The 16762-nt window shown below is 69.9% G+C and carries 17 protein-coding genes; 6 read left to right on the forward strand and 11 right to left on the reverse strand.

Going from position 1 to position 16762, the window contains the following annotated elements; translation table 11 throughout:
* Window positions 1-106: 106 nt before the first annotated feature.
* On the forward strand, window positions 107-1450 hold the full coding sequence (gene glmM, locus AO398_RS12630) for a phosphoglucosamine mutase (RefSeq protein WP_058192390.1): 1344 nt from the start codon (window positions 107-109) through the stop codon (window positions 1448-1450).
* A gap of 68 nt (window positions 1451-1518) precedes the next feature.
* On the opposite strand, the gene AO398_RS12635 is transcribed toward glmM, so the two are convergent.
* On the reverse strand, window positions 1519-1851 hold the full coding sequence (locus tag AO398_RS12635; RefSeq protein WP_082643258.1) for an MmcQ/YjbR family DNA-binding protein: 333 nt from the start codon (window positions 1849-1851) through the stop codon (window positions 1519-1521).
* Between the two features lie 223 nt (window positions 1852-2074).
* Between AO398_RS12635 and AO398_RS12640 the strand changes: the two genes are divergently transcribed.
* From AO398_RS12640 to AO398_RS12650, 3 genes are all read left to right on the forward strand, one after another.
* Complete coding sequence (locus AO398_RS12640; protein ID WP_058192391.1) at window positions 2075-3067, forward strand: outer membrane beta-barrel protein; 993 nt, start codon at window positions 2075-2077, stop codon at window positions 3065-3067.
* Between the two features lie 254 nt (window positions 3068-3321).
* A complete protein-coding gene (locus tag AO398_RS12645) occupies window positions 3322-4266 on the forward strand; it encodes an outer membrane beta-barrel protein (protein ID WP_058192392.1) in 945 nt (314 codons plus the stop codon).
* Between the two features lie 29 nt (window positions 4267-4295).
* A complete protein-coding gene (locus AO398_RS12650; protein ID WP_058192393.1) occupies window positions 4296-4544 on the forward strand; it encodes a hypothetical protein in 249 nt (82 codons plus the stop codon).
* A 76-nt stretch (window positions 4545-4620) separates the two neighbouring features.
* On the opposite strand, the gene AO398_RS12655 is transcribed toward AO398_RS12650, so the two are convergent.
* Together AO398_RS12655 and AO398_RS12660 are read right to left on the reverse strand one after the other, a co-directional pair.
* Window positions 4621-4842: a heavy-metal-associated domain-containing protein gene (locus AO398_RS12655; protein ID WP_058192394.1), complete on the reverse strand. Its 222-nt coding sequence runs from the start codon at window positions 4840-4842 to the stop codon at window positions 4621-4623.
* Between the two features lie 59 nt (window positions 4843-4901).
* Window positions 4902-5774 carry a MipA/OmpV family protein gene (locus AO398_RS12660; protein ID WP_201025757.1) on the reverse strand — a complete coding sequence of 291 codons (873 nt, stop codon included), beginning with the start codon at window positions 5772-5774 and terminating at the stop codon, window positions 4902-4904.
* A gap of 303 nt (window positions 5775-6077) precedes the next feature.
* Between AO398_RS12660 and AO398_RS12665 the strand changes: the two genes are divergently transcribed.
* Window positions 6078-7511, forward strand: a complete 1434-nt coding sequence (locus AO398_RS12665; protein WP_058192396.1) for an EAL domain-containing protein — start codon at window positions 6078-6080, stop codon at window positions 7509-7511.
* A 22-nt stretch (window positions 7512-7533) separates the two neighbouring features.
* Here the strand turns inward: AO398_RS12665 and AO398_RS12670 are convergent, their stop codons facing one another.
* The 6 genes from AO398_RS12670 to bla form a co-directional block, all read right to left on the reverse strand.
* Complete coding sequence (locus tag AO398_RS12670) at window positions 7534-8811, reverse strand: porin (RefSeq protein ID WP_244498752.1); 1278 nt, start codon at window positions 8809-8811, stop codon at window positions 7534-7536.
* Window positions 8812-8923: 112 nt separating this feature from the next.
* The gene (locus AO398_RS12675) at window positions 8924-9838 is read right to left on the reverse strand and encodes an alpha/beta hydrolase (RefSeq protein WP_058192398.1); all 915 of its coding nucleotides are present in this window, start codon (window positions 9836-9838) and stop codon (window positions 8924-8926) included.
* Between the two features lie 198 nt (window positions 9839-10036).
* The gene (panC, locus tag AO398_RS12680) at window positions 10037-10885 is read right to left on the reverse strand and encodes a pantoate--beta-alanine ligase (protein ID WP_058192399.1); all 849 of its coding nucleotides are present in this window, start codon (window positions 10883-10885) and stop codon (window positions 10037-10039) included.
* A gap of 69 nt (window positions 10886-10954) precedes the next feature.
* Window positions 10955-11317 carry a hypothetical protein gene (locus AO398_RS12685; protein WP_058192400.1) on the reverse strand — a complete coding sequence of 121 codons (363 nt, stop codon included), beginning with the start codon at window positions 11315-11317 and terminating at the stop codon, window positions 10955-10957.
* A gap of 72 nt (window positions 11318-11389) precedes the next feature.
* Window positions 11390-11890, reverse strand: coding sequence for a YbaK/EbsC family protein (locus AO398_RS12690; protein ID WP_058192401.1), 501 nt, complete (start codon window positions 11888-11890; stop codon window positions 11390-11392).
* Between the two features lie 12 nt (window positions 11891-11902).
* Window positions 11903-12790, reverse strand: a complete 888-nt coding sequence (bla, locus tag AO398_RS12695) for a class A beta-lactamase (RefSeq protein WP_058192417.1) — start codon at window positions 12788-12790, stop codon at window positions 11903-11905.
* Between the two features lie 175 nt (window positions 12791-12965).
* On the opposite strand from bla, the gene mnmE reads away from it, so the two are divergent.
* On the forward strand, window positions 12966-14291 hold the full coding sequence (gene mnmE / locus AO398_RS12700; RefSeq protein ID WP_058192402.1) for a tRNA uridine-5-carboxymethylaminomethyl(34) synthesis GTPase MnmE: 1326 nt from the start codon (window positions 12966-12968) through the stop codon (window positions 14289-14291).
* 238 nt (window positions 14292-14529) lie between these two features.
* Here the strand turns inward: mnmE and AO398_RS12705 are convergent, their stop codons facing one another.
* Both AO398_RS12705 and AO398_RS12710 read right to left on the reverse strand, forming a co-directional pair.
* Window positions 14530-15009 (reverse strand): hypothetical protein, encoded by a 480-nt coding sequence (locus tag AO398_RS12705; protein ID WP_058192418.1) that lies wholly within the window; start codon window positions 15007-15009, stop codon window positions 14530-14532.
* A gap of 85 nt (window positions 15010-15094) precedes the next feature.
* Window positions 15095-16717 carry an ABC-F family ATP-binding cassette domain-containing protein gene (locus AO398_RS12710; RefSeq protein WP_058192403.1) on the reverse strand — a complete coding sequence of 541 codons (1623 nt, stop codon included), beginning with the start codon at window positions 16715-16717 and terminating at the stop codon, window positions 15095-15097.
* Window positions 16718-16762: the final 45 nt, after the last annotated feature.

The raw sequence follows: 16762 nt of genomic DNA on the forward strand, positions 1-16762 counted from the left end.
GACCGCCTTTGTCGCGGAGCACCCGGGGCAATCCATTCTGCTAAGTTCTGTCGGGCTACTCTGTCGGCGCGTTGGCCGGGCGAGCGGCCCGGCACCGGAGATCCTGATGGCGCGCAAGTATTTCGGAACCGACGGCATCCGGGGCCGGGCCAACGGGGTGATCACCCCGGAACTCGCCCTCAAGGTCGGTCAGGCGGCGGGCCTGGTGTTCCAGCGCGGCGACCACCGCCACCGGGTGGTGATCGGCAAGGATACCCGCCTGTCGGGCTACATGATCGAGACCGCGCTGATCGCCGGCTTCACCTCGGTGGGCATGGACGTGCTGCAGCTCGGCCCGGTGCCGACCCCCGCGGTGGCGATGCTGACCCGCTCGATGCGGGCCGATATCGGGGTGATGATCTCGGCCTCGCACAACGCCTTCGAGGATAACGGCATCAAGCTGTTCGGCCCCGACGGGTTCAAGCTCAACGACGCGATCGAGGGTGAGATCGAGGAGCTGATCGACGCCGAGCTGCACACGCGGCTGGCGGGCTCCGCCGATCTCGGCCGGGCCAAGCGCATCGAGAGCGTGCATGCCCGCTATATCGAATTCGCCAAGCGCACCCTGCCCCGGCACGTGACGCTCGACGGCCTGCGGGTGGTGGTCGATTGCGCCAACGGCGCCGCCTACCGGGTCGCCCCCGAGACCCTGTGGGAGCTCGGCGCCGAGGTGATCGCCATCGGCACCGAGCCGGATGGGTTCAACATCAACCGCGACGTCGGCTCCACCGCGCCGGCGGCGCTGGTCGCCAAGGTGCGCGAGCGCCGGGCCGATATCGGCATTGCCCTCGACGGCGACGCCGACCGGGTGCTGATCGTCGACGAGAAGGGCCACGTGGTCGACGGCGACCAGCTGATGGCGGTGGTCGCGCGCTCCTGGCAGGAGGACGAGCGGCTGACCCAGCCGGGGCTGGTGGCCACGATCATGTCCAATCTTGGCTTGGAGCGCTTCCTCGGCGGCCTCGGCCTGACATTGGCCCGCACCGCGGTGGGCGACCGCTACGTCCTCGAGCACATGCGCGAGCACGGCTACAATCTCGGCGGCGAGCAATCCGGCCACATCATCATGTCGGACTACACCACGACGGGCGACGGCCTGGTGGCGGCGCTCCAGCTCCTGAGCGTGGTCCAGCGCCAGGGCCGGCCGGTGAGCGAGGTCTGCCACTGCTTCGACCCGCTGCCGCAGATCCTCAAGAACGTCCGCTACCGCACCGGCCAGCCGCTCAGCCAGGACAGCGTGGTCAGCGCCATTGCCCAGGCCCGCGCCCGCCTGGGCAATGGCGGCCGCCTGGTGATCCGCCCCTCCGGCACCGAGCCGGTGATCCGCGTGATGGCCGAGGGCGACGACCGCGGCCTCGTCAACGAGGTGGTCGACGAGGTGGTCGAGGCCGTCACCAAAGTCGCGGCCTGAAATCCGGGATCCCAAAGGGCCCAGCCCTTTGGCGGGATTCAGGGGCGGAGCCCCTGAGGGCCCGGCGCTCACGCGTAGGCGGCGCGCAGGACGGCCGGTGCGGTGGTCCGCCAAGCCGCCAGCAGGGCGGTGCGCAGGGTCTCCTCCTCGCACAGGTCGAGGTCGAGATTGGTCCAGCCGCGCCGGCCCCAGGCGCCGTCGAGCGGCGTGAACAGGTCCGGCTCGGCCTCGCACAGCTCCGTTTGGTCGGCGGGCGCCAGGCGCAGAACCACCCGGTCCTCCTCGACCCACAGGGTCGCGAACACCCGGCCGCCGACGCGGAAATCCGGGTTGCCGCGGTGGGCGCCCGCCACCGTCTCCGGCAGCATCAGCGCCAGAATGCGCACGTCCTCGGGCAGCACCGGCTCAGCCCTGCCCGCAGGTGGATGTGTTCGCGATCGCGCCGGGTGCTGCGGCCAAGACTAGCAAATCCTTCGCTGAGCTGCGGTTTTTTCAGGCTGTAAGAGTCCCGCAAGGCTAACGTTTAACGTTAAGCCGGATTTAAGACGTTCGATCCATCCTTCACACAGTCATCCGAGCCGGCTTGCAAAGCTTCCGGCACACGAGTCCAGTGAAGGAATCCTTATGGCCCGCTCCAAGCTGAACGCTTTGGTGCGCAGCCTGACGCTCGTGGCGAGCGTCGGCGCGCCCTGCCTCGCCGCTGCGGCGGACCTGCTGCCCCCGCCTCCCCCGCCGCCGCCTCCGCCCCCGATCGAGGTCGGCGGTGGCTGGTACCTGCGTGGTGACGTCGGCGCCAGCGTCTACACCCGCCCGAGATACTCCGAGGCCTACGATTATACCGGCTACCCGGATGCCAACCGCTCGTTCGGCAACGAGATCGGCGGCGGTGGGTTCGCGGGCGTCGGCGTCGGCTACCAGTTCACCCCGTTCCTGCGCGGCGACGTGACCGGCGAGTACCGCTACTCCACCGGCCTGCGCGGCAGCGAGTATTACAAGGGCCCCGAGTTCGACAACGGCCTCGGCTCCTACGGGGTCAACAAGTCGACCAGCAACTTCGATTCCGCGGTGGTGCTGGCCAACGCGTATTTCGACCTCGGCACCTGGTACGGCATCACGCCGTTCATCGGCGGCGGCGTCGGCTACGCCTTCAACCACATCTCGGGCTATTCGACCAACCAGCAGTTCACCAGCCCGACCTACGCCTACGATTACGGCAACCCGATCTACGACTGCAAGTGCGGACAGGCCTACTACAACTATGCGCCGGTCTACGACAACAACGGCAACCCGGTCTACAACACCAACAGCGGCAGCAAGTTCTACAAGAGCAAGACCAGCGGCAGCTTCGCCTGGGCGCTGCATGCCGGTCTCGCCTACGACGTGAGCGACGCCCTGAAGATCGAGGTGGCCTACCGCTACCTCAACCTCGGCAAGGCCGAGACCGGCCCGGGCTTCGTGCCGTGCTGCACCGGCAGCCTGCAGGCGATCAAGGTGAAGGACATCGAGGCCCACGACGTGAAGATCGGCCTGCGCTACTACCTCGGCGGCCTGGTCGCGGCGCCGCTGCCCGCGGTGCTGCCGGAGCCCATCCCCGGCCCGCTGGTCCGCAAGTACTGATCGTTTCTACCAACCCTCTGACGGCCGACGGCGCGGATCTCCTCCGCGCCGTTTTTTTTTCGTCCTGCCGGGGTTCATCGCGGGACGAGGCGGATCGGAGATCGGAATTGCCTGGGCGGATAGTTCATACCAAGTGCTGATGATCGAATCGGGATATCCCAAGAGCCTCGAAATAACGGACGCTTAAGGTTACCCAACTATCACGGTATCGAGGCCCGAGCTGCCGTCCGTCTCGCAGTCCCAGGACGATCCCGATGCGTACCGTCACCTTGCCGCTGCTGGCGATCCTCGGCCTCTGCGGCGTCAGTACCGCCCGGGCCGCCGACTTGGACTACGATTACCTGCGCGGCGCCGATTACGACCCGGTTCCGGCTCCGGTGCTCGACTGGAGCGGCGTGTATGTCGGCGGCCATGGCGGGTATACGTCGGGCGGCCTGGCGCAACGCAACGCCTTGCAATCGACGCTCGCGCAATACTTCAGCTACAGCACGGTCGAAAGCGAGTTCGGCGTCTCGAAGTTTCTGTCGCTGCCCGGAACCCGCGTTAAGGGCGCCAGCTTCGGTGCGTTTGCGGGCTATAACGTTCAGTTCGACAATATCGTCCTGGGCATCGAGGCTGACTACACGCATACGAACCTGAACAACTGGTCGACCAACAGCATCCGCCGGATCATGACGACCTCCGTCGGCGATTCGGAGGCGGTAAGCCTCTCCGGCACGTCGAACACGCGGATCGACGATTACGGCAGCATCCGCGCCCGGGCCGGCTACGCCTTCGGCAACCTGCTCCCCTATGTCACGGGCGGTCTTGCGGTCGGACGCGTCACGATCAACGACACGGTCGCAGTCCAGAATTATGGCTACGGCGCCACGACCTATGCGGCCAACCAAGCCCTGACCACGGGCCTGCCGGCGGCCGTCTACAATCATGGCTATGCCAGCTTCAACCAGAACTATCCGCTCAACCGGTCGACCCCGGCCGGACAGGGTGTCCAGACCATCCCGTACGGCCCGACCGCGCTGGTGGCGAACGCCAAGACCAAGACGATCGGTGGTGTCGCCCTTGGGTTCGGCCTTGAATACGCGATCACGCCCAACATCCTTCTGCGGGGCGAGTATCAGTACGTGCTGTTTCAGAGCTTCAACGGTCACCGCGCAGAGCTGAATACCATCCGCGGCGGTGCAGCCCTCAAGTTCTGATCGCCCCGATTGCCGGCCGGATACCGACCATGACCCTGCGCCGACCCGACCGATCGCCGACGCTCGCGGGGGTCGTGCTCCTCGCCGTCCTCCTCCCCGCCCCGGCCTCCGCTTGGCCGGAGGATCGCGGCTTCGATCCACCCCGGCTCCGCCGCGTCGTCCGCGTCCGGCCCGACCTGTCGGCCGTGCCGCCGCCCGTGATCGTGCGGGGCTACCTGCCGCGCAACCACAACGTCCCGATGTACAACGAGCCGCCCCGCCGCGGGCCGGCTTGGTGAACCGATAAGCGTGGGATCAGAGACGAGGCTCAGCCCAGAAGCGGCTTTGTCGTTGGGGCGTGTCCCGACAGTCCCCTCACCCGGTCATGGCCGTGGCGGTGTAGCCGGCCTTGGTCAGGGCTTCGGCGATGACCAGGGCCTGGGCGTCGGTGCGGATCGCGACACGCCCGGTTTCGCGGTCGACCCGGATCTCCGCCGCCGGATCGATCCGGTTGACCGTACGGGTCACCGCGGCGGCGCAACCGTCGCAGGTCATGCCCTCCACCTGCATCAGCAGATCGGCGTGTGTCTCGTCCATCCGGGCCTCCGTGAACAATGTCACCGGCATGTCGGAGCGCGGTGCAGCCTGCGCAAGCGTCAGAACTGGGCCGGCATGCGGAACGCGTAGTCGATCTTGAGGCCGAATTGGTACTGGTCGGGATTGCCGAACGGGCGCCGCACCAGCGGGCTGTCACCCGAGGCGCCCAGGATGCGGGTGTAGCCGGCATAGGCCGTATAGGCCCAGGTCTCGTCCTGAGTGTAGGTCACGGCACCGAGCACGCCCGCCGCGTAGAAGCCGCCGGGATTGTACGGCGTCACCCGGCCGTTGAGTGCGGCTTCAGCCGGCGACACGCCGAAATACTTCCGGGCGTAGCTGGCATCGCCGACATTGAAGCGAGGGCCGATCGAGAACAGGAACGCGCCCGCCGGCATCAGATAGTCGGCCGCCACCGATGCGACCGTGCCGTGATGCCCGTAGACGCCCTGGCGCACCTCCACGCGGGTGCGGAGGGTGGAGACGGGGTAGAACTCCGCGAACACGCCGGGCTCGAGGGCGATGCGCGCGTCCCGGAAGCCGAACAGGTGGCGCCGGTCGTCGCCGTAATAGCGCCCGGGCACGATGCGGGCGGTCGGCCCGATGCTGAACGCGGGATTGTCGTAGAACGAGACGCTGAATCCATCATCCGGCGTCGAGAAGCGGCGCGGCTCGCCCGCCTTGCGGATGTCGATCCCGGGATAGCCGACCGCGGTGTAGTCCGACGCGCCGGGATAGCGCGGGATCGCCTGAAGCGAGGCGCTGACCGTGACGATCCAGATGTTCGGATCGACGGCGTTCGGATCGACCTGGGTGAAAACCGGCACCGGGCGGGCGGATGTCGCCGCGAAATCCGCGGCTCGGGTCGGCACGGCACCCAGGGCGAACGCGAGGGCGCCAACGGACGCGCCGACGCGTGGGAGGGAACGGAACATCGGAACGCACTTCGGAACGCAGGTCGGCACGGTTGTCATAGCCACGCTTTATGGCGCTATTTCTTCCCATCCACATGAGCGCTCGACGCAACCCTCATCCAACCGGGTGCAAACCGCCCCGCCGTGGCGATTCCGCAACGTTCTCGCGAGCGCCGGCACCACACCGGATGGAATTCGCACCCGCTCGCCTTGCCGGGCGGGCCGCGCGGCGACAAAGATCGCATCGTCGGTCTCCGCCCGCCGAATCAGCGTCCGGGACTTCTCCCGGCGGCCGGTGCAGGAACCCTGGTAGGTGTTGTCACGATGATCCCGGTCCTCCGCCGGTATGCGGGGTTGTTGGCGGCCGGGCTTCTGGCGCTGGTCGTGCTCGGGCCGCTTGCGGTGTTCGCGCCGGCCACGAGTGCCCTGGCGCTCGGCACGCTCGCCGCCGTCGCCGCTGGCCTCGCCCAGGTGCGGGCCGCCACCCTGAAGGCCCGCTGCGACAAGCTTTCCGGCGAGGTCGACCTGCTGTCCCGGCGCCTGCTGAAGGCCGAGACCGCCGCCGTGCCGCCACGTCCGGAGGCGGGGGACGCCGCGCTTCGCGCCGAGGTCGAGGAATTGACCGTCGAGCTCGGGCTGCTCAGCGGCATCGTACGCGATCTGACCCATGTGGTCGGCACCCAGGATTCCGAGATCGCCGCCCTCAAGGCCCGTCCGGAGCCGCGCCCGGAGCCCGTGCGCGCCCAGGCAGCCCCGGAACCCGTGAGCCCGCCGCTCCCGGGAGGTCCGGGCCCGATTCAGCCGGCGGCTCCGATCGAGCCGGGTCCCCCGGCCCAGCCGATCGTTCAGGAGGCGCCGCCTGCGCCCCAGCCCGTGCCCGCGCCGCGACCGATCCCGCCGCGCCCCCTCCCCCGCCCGTCCGCGCCCTGGGCCGAGAGCGAGACCGAGATCGTCCGGGCCTTCGAGGCGGATGCGCTGGAGATCCACCTGCAGCCGGTGGTGACCCTGCCCCAGCGCAAGGTTACGGCCTACGAGGCCCTGGCTCGCCTGCGTGTCGAGGGCCGGCTCATGGAGCCCGAAGCGTTCCTGCCGGCTCTGGAGCGCTACGGCCGTACCACCGAGCTCGACCGGCGCATGCTGCAGCGGGCCTCCACCGTGGCGCGCCACCTCGCCCGCCGGGGCAGCGAAACCATGCTGACCTATGGATTGTCGCCGCTCTCGCTGTTCGAGCCCGGCCTCCTGCGGGAGCTGGCGCGCACTGTGGCGGAGGAATCCGCCCTGGCCGGGCTGGCGATCGCCCTGCCCCAGGCGAGCTGGAACGGCCTCGACGGGGGTCAGCGGGGCCTGCTCCTGCCCCTGCGCGGCCGGATCGGGTTCAGCCTCGACCGGGCTGACGACCTGCGCTTCGACGTGGCGCAGCTGGCGGGGCTCGGGGTCGGCCAGGTCAAGGTGCCGGCCGAGATGCTGCTGCGGCCGGGGCCTGACCGGCGGAAGCTGTCGGATATCGCGATCGAGGATCTCGCCCCGGCCCTGGCCCGGGCCGGCATCCGCCTGGTCGCCACCGGCGTCACCGACGAGGCGGACGTGCCGGACCTGATCGACCTCGACATCCCGTACGCCCAGGGTGCAGCCTTCGCGGCGCCGCGGCCGGTGCGGGCCGAGGTCCTGACCGCGCCGCCGCCCGAGGCACCGCCACCGCCGGCGGAGCCGGAGCCCGAACGGCGCCCGTTCCGCTCGGTCCTGCGTCGGGCGGTCTGACGGGTGGTCTGAGCCCCACCGATCACCAGTAGATCTGGATCCGCCCCAGGATCGTGTCGACCGAGAACGGCGCGGTGCCCAGCGCGTCGGACTGGGCCGCGCCCGGCTGCACGCGGCCGTGGATGACGTTGGCGATGAGGCGCAGGTTCGGCTCCGGGTACCAGCTCAGGCCTAGGCTCACGTCTCGCTCGGCGCCCCCGCGAAACCCCCGGGCGTTCAGCTCGATGGCGCTGTAGCGGGCGGACAGCTCGAACACGCCGATCCCGCCCCGGGAGATCCGCTGGTCGTCCCGCGGCTGGACGCCCTTGAAGGTCGCGTAGCTCGTGCTGCTGTCGGGAACCAGCGCGTAGGCGCGGCCTGCCCCGTTCAGCACCCAGCCGGCCTCGACATAGCCCCCCTGGAAACCGAGGCTCGGCGAAGCCCCGCCCAGGCCGGCGAACCGATCGACCGCGGTGCGGATATACTCGGCCTGCACCAGGAACGGGCCGTTGCGATAGGCGAACTCGGCGCCGATCCGGGATACCCGCGCCACGCCCGGCAGGTCGCCGGTGTCGACGAAGGGGCGCGTGACCAAAAAGGCCTCCGGCGGGGTGGAGAAGCTGAAGGCCCCGTCGCCGCGGGCGCGGCTCTGGACGATGCCGGCGAGGCCCAGATGCAGGGTCTCACGCTCCTCCAGGATCGGCGCCACCGTGGCCCGACCCGCCGCCGCCACCCCGTCGCCGGTGATGCCGTTGCTGGCGGCGTCGCCGAACACGCTCGCCACGGCCGTCCAGGCCTGTCCGTGATGCCCGACCGCGACGCCGAAGCGGCGATCCGGCACGAAGGCATTGGCCAGGGAGCGCTCGGCGAACAGCGTGTCGTTGTTGCTCTGCAGCCATTCGAGGCTGAACGGCACCTTCATGTTTCCGAGCGTCAGGATCGTATCCGGCAGGCCCTTCCACGCGACCAAGGCGTCGTTGATCGGCAGGATCGGATCGCTGAAATCGTACTGGAAGGCGACAACCCAATCCGTCCCGATGGTGAGGGTCGGCTCGATCCACGCGCGGCGCACCGCGACGCTGTCGGGGAAGGTCCCGTCCAGGCCGGGCCGGCTGAAGCTCGCCGCGCCGCCATCGAGATGCAGGCGGCCGCCGATCTGGAGCTTCACCGCCGGCTCGGGAAAGGTGAGGGTCAGGCCCTTCGCGTCGTAGCGCAGGCGCTCGCCGGAGGGGCCGGCCATGCCCTCGATCGCGTCCTCGGCCGCGCCGGCCGGCGACGCGGCGGCCAGCGACAGGACCAGCAGGGCAGGAGCACGGCGCATTCCCATCGCAAGCCACAGAGCAGGCCGGGGGGCCGGCGCCAATCACGTAAGGCAGCGAATGCCCGAATCACCTCGGGCGTGGCCCCGCAGCCACGGCCCGGAAGCGGATCGATCAGCGCCCGGCCGCCCGGTCCAGCTGCGCCCGGATGAACCGCCCGGCACTCGCCAGGGAGCGCCGCCCATCCGCCACCTCCGGGTAGAACAGGTGCCAGGCGTGGATCATGTGCGGCCAGACCTCCAGCGCGACCGCCACATCCGCCGCCGCGGCGACCCCGGCAAGACGCAGGGCATCGTCGAGGAGGGTTTCTGCCGAGCCGACCTGGATCAGCGTCGGCGGCAGCCCGGTGAGGTCGGCATGGATCGGCGAGACCAGGGGGTCGCGCGGATCGGCGCCGTTGAGATAGGCGGTGGCGAGCTCGGCGAGATAGGCCCGGCTGATCAGCGGATCGACCGACGCCTTGGTGTCCAGGCTCCCGCCGGTGAGCGCGAGGTCGGTCCAGGGCGAGCTGAGCCACAGGCAGCCGGGCAGCGGCATTCCCCGATCCCGCAGCGACAGGGCGGTCGCCACGGCGAGGCCGCCCCCCGCGCTCTCGCCGGCCAGGGCGATGCGTTCGGGAGCGAACCCGGATTCGAGCAGGAACCGGTAGCCGGCCAGCGCATCGCCGAGGGCCGCCGGATACGGGTTTTCGGGCGCGAGCCGGTAGGCCAGGGCGAAGGTGCGCGTGCCGGCCTCTCGGCCGGCCTGGGCCACGGCGTGGCGATGGCTAGCCAGCGACCCGGAGACATAGCCGCCGCCGTGGAGGAACAGGATCACCCGGTCCCGGTCGGCGTCCGGCGTTGCGGTCCATTCCGCGGGCAGATCCCGCACCTTCGCGGGCTGGATCTGGACACCCTCCGGCAGGGGATAATGGGCGCCCAGCGCATCCACGCGGGCGCGGCGGGCCGCGAGATCGGCCGGCCGCGGGCTGGCGGCCATGCGCGCACGGATCCGGTCGATGTCGCTGATATCGGGCGAAGGAATCGGCATCGTCGGATCTCGGCGTCGGACATACCGTCACTCTGGCCGAGGCCGAGCGCTCGGCCAAGATGACCGTGGCCCCGGTGTTGACGCGACCGCCGGTTTGACAGGTTTCAAAGACTGCCGGGCTCGGTCCTGTGCGGCACGCGGTCTCGGACCTTTCGAAATCTTGGCTTCTCGCCGTTGCGCTCGCGCGTCGAGCGAACCCTAGACCGCCACGTTGTCGATCAGGCGGGTCCGGCCGAGGAACGCGGCGACCAGGACCCGGGCCGGTCCGTCCACCCGCTCGACCGGCGCCAGGGTCCGAGCATCGCAGACCGCGAGGTACTGCACTTGGAAGCCAGCAGCCTCCAGCGTGGCGCGTCCGTCGGTAAGCGGGCCCGCGACCGGGCTGCCGCCGCGAGCTGCGGCAGCGATCTCGGCCAGCACCGCGTGGAGCCGCGGAGCCGCCGCCCGCTCCTCCGGCGAGAGGTAGCGGTTGCGCGACGACAGAGCGAGGCCATCCGCCTCGCGCACCGTCGGCACGCCCCGGATCTCCACCGGCAGGTCGAGATCGGCCACCGCCTGCTGGATCACCCGAAGCTGCTGGAAGTCCTTCTCGCCGAACAGGGCGACATCCGGCCCGACCTGGTTCAGGAGCTTGGTCACCACCGTGGCGACCCCGGAGAAATGGCCTGGCCGGAACGGGCCGCACAATCCCTCGGTCAGCCCGCCGACATCGATCCGCGTGCTGAAGCCCGGCGGGTACATGGTCTCCACCGCGGGCGTCCAGGCGACATCGGCGCCGGCCCGGCCGAGCAGCGCAAGGTCGGCGTCAAGATCACGGGGGTAGCGCGAGAAATCCTCGTTCGGGCCGAACTGGGTCGGGTTGACGAAGATGCTCGCCACCACGCGCCGGCCGATCCGGCGGGCCTCGGCCACCAGGGCGAGATGGCCCTCGTGCAGCGCTCCCATGGTCGGCACCAGGACGACGCGCTCGCCTGCACCACGCCAGCCGGCGACGCTCCGGCGCAGGGTGGCGAGATCGCTGAAACGCTGAGGGGTCGATTCGGGCACGGGTCGGGCTCCGCGGCGGGGCGCCGATCTAGAGCATGATCCACCCGCGTGGAACCCGTCTGCCTCGGCTCAGGGGCAGTACGGCAGCAGGGACCGGCCGAACGGGTCGTCGACGCCGAGGGGCGGCGTGAAGCCATAATAGCTCGGATGCGACAGGCCGTATTCCGAGCCGACATAGCTCGGATCGTTCGGCGCGTTGGTCGGCACCGGCACGCGGCGGGGCGTGCAGCCCACCGGCACCGCGCGGGTGCGAAGGCTGTAGACCGGCGGCCGCTCGATCCCGTCATTGCGCGGGAAGAAGCGCGGGCCGCTGCGGGTCACCGTCTCGTAGCCGCCGCGCACATCGAGATCCGCCGCGGGGGCGCGGTACCCGATGCCCAGCACGGCGAGGCCGAGCGCCGTCCCGATCGCGTATCGCCCCGTCACCCGCATGCCAGACCCATCCCCGTTGCGGCGGCAGGGTGCGGGAACAGGGTAAACGGGCGCTTACGCTCGCGCCGCGGTTCAGGTCAGGGGCACCACCAGAGCCGCCAGGGCGGCGACAAGATCGGCCTCGGTCAGACGGATCTGCAGGCCCCGCCCGCCGCCATTGATGTGAATCCCCGCCGTCGGATCGGACAGCGAACCGGCATCGATCGCGGTCGGGAAAACCCGCTTCTGCCCGAGCGGGCTGATGCCGCCGACATGGTAGCTGGTCAGGCGCTCGGCATCGGCGGGCTTGAGCATCGCGGCCGCCTTGCCGGAAAACGCCGCCGCCACGCGTTTCATCGCGACCTCCTTGTCGGAGGCGACCAGCAGGCAGACGGTCCTGCCGTCCACCGCCGCCATCAGGGTCTTGAGCACCCGGCCGGGCGCGACGCCGAGCGCCTCCGCGGCCTGGAGGCCGATGCGCGGCGCCTCCGGGTCGTACTCATAGGCGTGCAGGCTGTAGCGCAGGCCGGCCTTGTCGAGGGCCTGGGTCGCGCGGGTGGTCTTTGCGGGCGTCTTTGCGAGCTTCTTGGCCATGGCCGTCTCGGTTCAGGCTCCCACCGCCCGCGCGGCGGCGAGCCGGCCGATCTCCGCGTAGGCCGCCTCCACCGCCTCGGCCGGGGCCTCGGCTCCGGTGATGTACACGCAGGCGAAAACCGGCGCGTGGCCCGGCGGCCGCAGGATCGCCACGTCGTTGAACGTGCCGTTGTCGCCGGTGCCGGTCTTGTCGCCGACGGGCCAGTCCGGCGGCAATCCGGCCCGCAGGCGCTTGAGACCGGTCCGGGACGCGACCATCCAGGCCTCCAGCCGTGCACGCGCAGATGGCGACAGGGCGGATCCGAGCAGGACGCGCCCCAGGGTCTCACGCATCGCCGCCGGGCTGGTGGTGTCGCGTGGGTCCCCGGGCAGGGAGGTGCTGAGGGTCGGCTCGGTGCGGTCGAGCCGGGTGATGGGATCGCCGAAGCCGCGCAGCCACTGCGTCAGCGCCCGGGGACCGCCCAGCGCCGTCAGCAACAGGTTGGCCGCGCTGTTGTCGCTCCATTCGATGGCGGCGGCGCAGAGATCCGAAACCGTCATCCGTCCGGTTCCGCCGCCGGCGTCCAGGGCCTTCCGGGTCACCGGCGCGTAGCTCAGAAGGTCGCCGGGTCCGAACGCGATGACCCGATCCGAAGATTCGCTTCGTGCATCGACCCGGGCCAGCACGGCGGCGACGGCCAGAACCTTGAAGGTGCTGCACATCGGAAACCGTTCGCCGGCGCGATGGCTGATGAGGATTCGCTCAGGCGTGCCCACCGAGATCCCGAGGCGTCCGCCGAGCCGTCGCTCGATCGCATCGAGCGCGGGTTCGGTTTCATCGGCGCGGGCGTACCTGCTGCCCAGGATCAGCGGCGCAGCGAGAACACTCAGGCAGACGGTGCGGCGGGTCCAGGCGGTCATGACGCGATTCGATCTTTCGGCAATATCGCCGGCCGATGTGGCGGCCCAGCTTGACCATTCCATGGCGGCGGGTGGAGCCGCGGCGCCGGAATGGTACAGGGGCGGGATCGCGTGTTTCACGTGAAACGGCCCTTCGGAATCCCCGAGGCCGCCGAGTTCCGCCAGCGCCATCACCATGACCGAGACCGAGACCCTTTTCGCCCCCGCAAGCGGTTTCGGCCGTGCCGCCGTCTCGGTGATCCGGGTGAGCGGGCCGGCCGCCGGGCCGGTGCTCGTTGCCTTGAGCGGTCCTCTGCCCCCGCCCCGCCGGCTGTCCCTGCGAACCCTGCGGGATCCCGCCGACGGCATGGAACTCGACCGAGCCCTGGTCGCGTGGTTCCCCGGTCCCGGCACCTATAGCGGCGAGGACATGGCCGAGTTCCACCTCCATGGCGGAACGGCGGTACGCATGGGGGTGCTCACCGCCCTGGCCCGGATGCCGGGATCCCCGGCCGGCGGGCCGGGGGCCTTCACCCGCCGGGCGGTGCTCAACGGCCGGATGGACTTGGCCGAGGCCGAGGCGGTGGCCGACCTGATCGACGCCGAGACCGAGGGGCAGCGCCGCCAGGCCCTGCGTCAGCTCGACGGCGCGCTCAGCCGGCAGGTCGCGGCTTGGCGAGACGAGGCGATCGATTGCCTCGCGGCTGCGGAAGCCGCCCTCGATTTTTCCGATGAAGGCGATGTCGACGACGCCGGCCTCGACGCCGCCCTGTACAGCCGCGCCGCCGCCCTGCGCCAAGCCATCGCTACCGCGCTGCACGACGGCCGCCGGGGCGAGCGCCTGCGCGACGGCTTTTTCGTCGTGCTGGCCGGCGCACCCAATGCCGGAAAATCGACCTTGCTGAACGCGTTGAGCCGGCGCGACGTGGCAATCGTATCGGACGTCCCGGGCACCACGCGGGACGCCATCGAGGTGCGCCTCGACCTCGGCGGCCTTCCGGTCGTTCTGGTCGATACCGCGGGCCTGCGCGATACAGCCGAGCCGGTGGAGGCCGAAGGCATCCGCCGCAGCCGTGCCCGCATCGGGACCGCGGATTTGGTTCTAGCCCTCGTCCCCCCGGATGGCGTGATGCCGGATCTCAGTGAGGCGAGGGTTCGGACACTCCCGGTCCACACAAAGGCCGATCTTTTTGCCGGCTCACCACAAGCTGTGCCGCCCGGCGCCCTCGCCGTCTCGGCACGGACTGGGGCCGGCATGGAAGCGCTTCTCGATGCGATCCAGGGGGAGCTGGAGGCCGGACTCGGTGCAGGCGACGCGCTGGTCACCCGCGCCCGCCACCGGGCGGCGCTTGAGAGCTGCATCGGGCATCTCGACCGGTTGCTCGCCAGCGAGGGGACCCTGCCTGAACTCGCCGTCGAGGATCTGCGGCTCGCCGTCCGGTCCCTCGGCGAGGTCGGCGGCCATGTCGGCGTCGAGGATGTCCTGGACCGGCTGTTTTCGGGCTTCTGTATCGGAAAATAAGTTATATAGCCGGCATATCGATTGGCGAAGGCTGTCTTCAAAGCTGCTGGCGATGCGTCTGGAAGGGTCTTTCCCGCCCGCGTCCTCATCCCAGGGCGTCCGCGCATAGTGCAGGACCCGAAGGAGCGCCTCGGACGTCATCACGATCCGTGAGAGCGGTCGTCGAATCTGGCTGCGCGCGCATCGCAGGATGCGGAAGCAGTCTGGACTTCTGGGTCTCGAACCGCGAGCGATCGACCTAGTGCGGGATGCGCAGGATCCGCGGGCGCCAGATCCCCAGGGCGACATTGGCCGTCGCCACCGCCAGCAGCACCCACAGCGTGCCACGCTCCCCCTCGAGCGAGCGGGCCAAGGCTGCGGGATCGACCAGACCAGCCAGCGCCCGGGCGCTCATCTCGGCCTCCCGCCGCATCGGCCCCTGCACGTAGACCAGGCCGCCCTCGAACATCAGGACGCCGGTGGCGAGCTTGATCCAGGCCCAGCCGGCATTGAGATAGGCTCGGTTAATCGCCATCGCCAACAGGCCCGACAGCAGGGTCGCGGCCAGCGATGGCAGGAACACCCAGGTGGCGACGGCCCCCATGGCACCCCGGATGGCCGCGTAACCCGGCAGCGCGGCCGGTGTCGGGGCAAGGGCCAGCAGGACCACCAGGGCCGCCATCGCCCCCAGCACCCCGGCGGACCCCATCGTGTGCAGGAATTTCAGGACGCGTCGCACGACGTCTCGGCCCTTACCGCTCAGGCCGAGCATAGCGCCGGAAATCCGGCGCGGGAGCGGCCCGAAGGTCGCGGCCGGGTGTCCCTCAGCTGCGCAGGCCCGGTGCCTCCTGGCCGGTGCGGGCCACGTATTCGGTGTAGCCGCCGCCATATTGGTGGATGCCGTCGGGGGTCACCTCCAGCACCCGGTTCGACAGGGCCCCCAGGAAGTGGCGATCGTGGGAGACGAACAGCATCGTGCCCTCGTAGGCGCCGAGCGCCGCGATCAGCATCTCCTTGGTGCCCATGTCGAGGTGGTTGGTCGGTTCGTCGAGCACGAGGAAGTTCGGCGGGTCGTAGAGCATCAGCGCCATGACCAGACGGGCCTTCTCGCCCCCCGAGAGCACCCGGCAGCGCTTCTCGACATCGTCACCCGAGAAGCCGAAGCAGCCGGCAAGCGCCCGCAGCGAGCCCTGGCCTGCTTGCGGGAAGGCGTCCTCCAGGGTTTGGAACACGGTGCGGTCGCCGTCGAGCAGGTCCATGGCGTGCTGGGCGAAGTAGCCGAGCTTGACGCTGCCGCCAACCGTGACCGAGCCGTCATCCGGCTCGGTGGTGCCGGTGACGAGCTTCAAGAGCGTCGACTTGCCGGCGCCGTTGATCCCCATCACGCACCAGCGCTCGCGGCGCCGAACCGAGAAGTCGAGGCCCTCGTAGATCGTGCGGCTGCCGTAGCGCTTGTGCACGCCCTTGAGCATCACGACGTCGTCGCCCGAGCGCGGCGCCGGCTGGAACTCGAAGGCCACGGATTGCCGGCGCCGGGGCGGCTCGACGCGCTCGATCTTGTCGAGCTTCTTCACCCGGCTCTGGACCTGGGCGGCGTGGGAGGCCCGGGCCTTGAACCGCTCGATGAAGGCGATCTCCTTGGCGAGCATCGCCTGCTGGCGCTCGAACTGCGCCTGCTGCTGCGCCTCGTTCAGCTTCCGCTGCTCCTCGTAGAAGGCATAATCACCCGAGAAGGTGGTGAGCGCGCCGCCGTCGATCTCGATCACCTTGGTGACGATGCGGTTCATGAACTCGCGGTCGTGCGAGGTCATCAGCAGGGCGCCGTCATAGGCCTTCAGGAACGATTCGAGCCAGATCAGGCTCTCCAGGTCCAAGTGGTTGGAGGGCTCGTCGAGCAGCATCACGTCCGGGCGCATCAGGAGGATGCGGGCCAGCGCCACGCGCATCTTCCAGCCCCCCGACAGGGCGCCGACGTCGCCCTCCATCATCTCCTGGCTGAAGCTGAGGCCGTCGAGCACCTCGCGGGCCCGGCCCTCCAGGGCGTAGCCGTCGAGCTCCTCGAACCGGGCCTGGACCTCGCCGTAGCGCTCCACCAGGGCGTCCATCTCGTCGGCGCGGTCGGGATCGGCGACGGCTTCACCGAGCTCGGCGAGCTCGGCCGCCACGGCGCTCACCGGCCCGGCGCCGTCCATCACCTCGGTGACCACGCTGCGGCCGGACATCTCGCCGACATCCTGGCTGAAATACCCGATGGTGATGCCCCGGTCGGCGGAAACCTGGCCCTCGTCGGGCTGCTCCTGGCCGATGATCATCCGGAACAGGGTGGTCTTGCCGGCCCCGTTGGGACCCACGAGCCCGATCTTCTCGCCCCGCTGCAGGGCGGCCGAAGCCTCGATGAAGACGAGCTGCCGCCCGTTCTGCTTGGTGATTTTGTCCAGGCGTATCATGAAGGGCGGTTGCCGTGTCCGGGGAAGGTCGCTCCGGGCCGCTTA

Origin of the sequence: Methylobacterium sp. GXS13, assembly GCF_001455965.1 — a bacterium.
GTDB lineage: Bacteria > Pseudomonadota > Alphaproteobacteria > Rhizobiales > Beijerinckiaceae > Methylobacterium.

What these genes read in the sequence shown, in the direction of transcription:
- AO398_RS12660 (WP_201025757.1), bottom strand. Translation starts at nt 5,774, where the DNA reads ATGTTCCGTTCCCTCCCACGCGTCGGCGCGTCCGTTGGCGCCCTCGCG.
- AO398_RS12685 (WP_058192400.1), bottom strand. Translation starts at nt 11,317, where the DNA reads ATGCGGGTGACGGGGCGATACGCGATCGGGACGGCGCTCGGCCTCGCC.
- bla (WP_058192417.1), bottom strand. Translation starts at nt 12,790, where the DNA reads ATGACCGCCTGGACCCGCCGCACCGTCTGCCTGAGTGTTCTCGCTGCG.
- AO398_RS12710 (WP_058192403.1), bottom strand. Translation starts at nt 16,717, where the DNA reads ATGATACGCCTGGACAAAATCACCAAGCAGAACGGGCGGCAGCTCGTC.
- mnmE (WP_058192402.1), top strand. Translation starts at nt 12,966, where the DNA reads ATGACCGAGACCGAGACCCTTTTCGCCCCCGCAAGCGGTTTCGGCCGT.
- AO398_RS12665 (WP_058192396.1), top strand. Translation starts at nt 6,078, where the DNA reads ATGATCCCGGTCCTCCGCCGGTATGCGGGGTTGTTGGCGGCCGGGCTT.
- AO398_RS12655 (WP_058192394.1), bottom strand. Translation starts at nt 4,842, where the DNA reads ATGGACGAGACACACGCCGATCTGCTGATGCAGGTGGAGGGCATGACC.
- AO398_RS12650 (WP_058192393.1), top strand. Translation starts at nt 4,296, where the DNA reads ATGACCCTGCGCCGACCCGACCGATCGCCGACGCTCGCGGGGGTCGTG.
- AO398_RS12670 (WP_244498752.1), bottom strand. Translation starts at nt 8,811, where the DNA reads ATGCGCCGTGCTCCTGCCCTGCTGGTCCTGTCGCTGGCCGCCGCGTCG.
- AO398_RS12690 (WP_058192401.1), bottom strand. Translation starts at nt 11,890, where the DNA reads ATGGCCAAGAAGCTCGCAAAGACGCCCGCAAAGACCACCCGCGCGACC.
- AO398_RS12675 (WP_058192398.1), bottom strand. Translation starts at nt 9,838, where the DNA reads ATGCCGATTCCTTCGCCCGATATCAGCGACATCGACCGGATCCGTGCG.
- AO398_RS12645 (WP_058192392.1), top strand. Translation starts at nt 3,322, where the DNA reads ATGCGTACCGTCACCTTGCCGCTGCTGGCGATCCTCGGCCTCTGCGGC.
- glmM (WP_058192390.1), top strand. Translation starts at nt 107, where the DNA reads ATGGCGCGCAAGTATTTCGGAACCGACGGCATCCGGGGCCGGGCCAAC.
- AO398_RS12640 (WP_058192391.1), top strand. Translation starts at nt 2,075, where the DNA reads ATGGCCCGCTCCAAGCTGAACGCTTTGGTGCGCAGCCTGACGCTCGTG.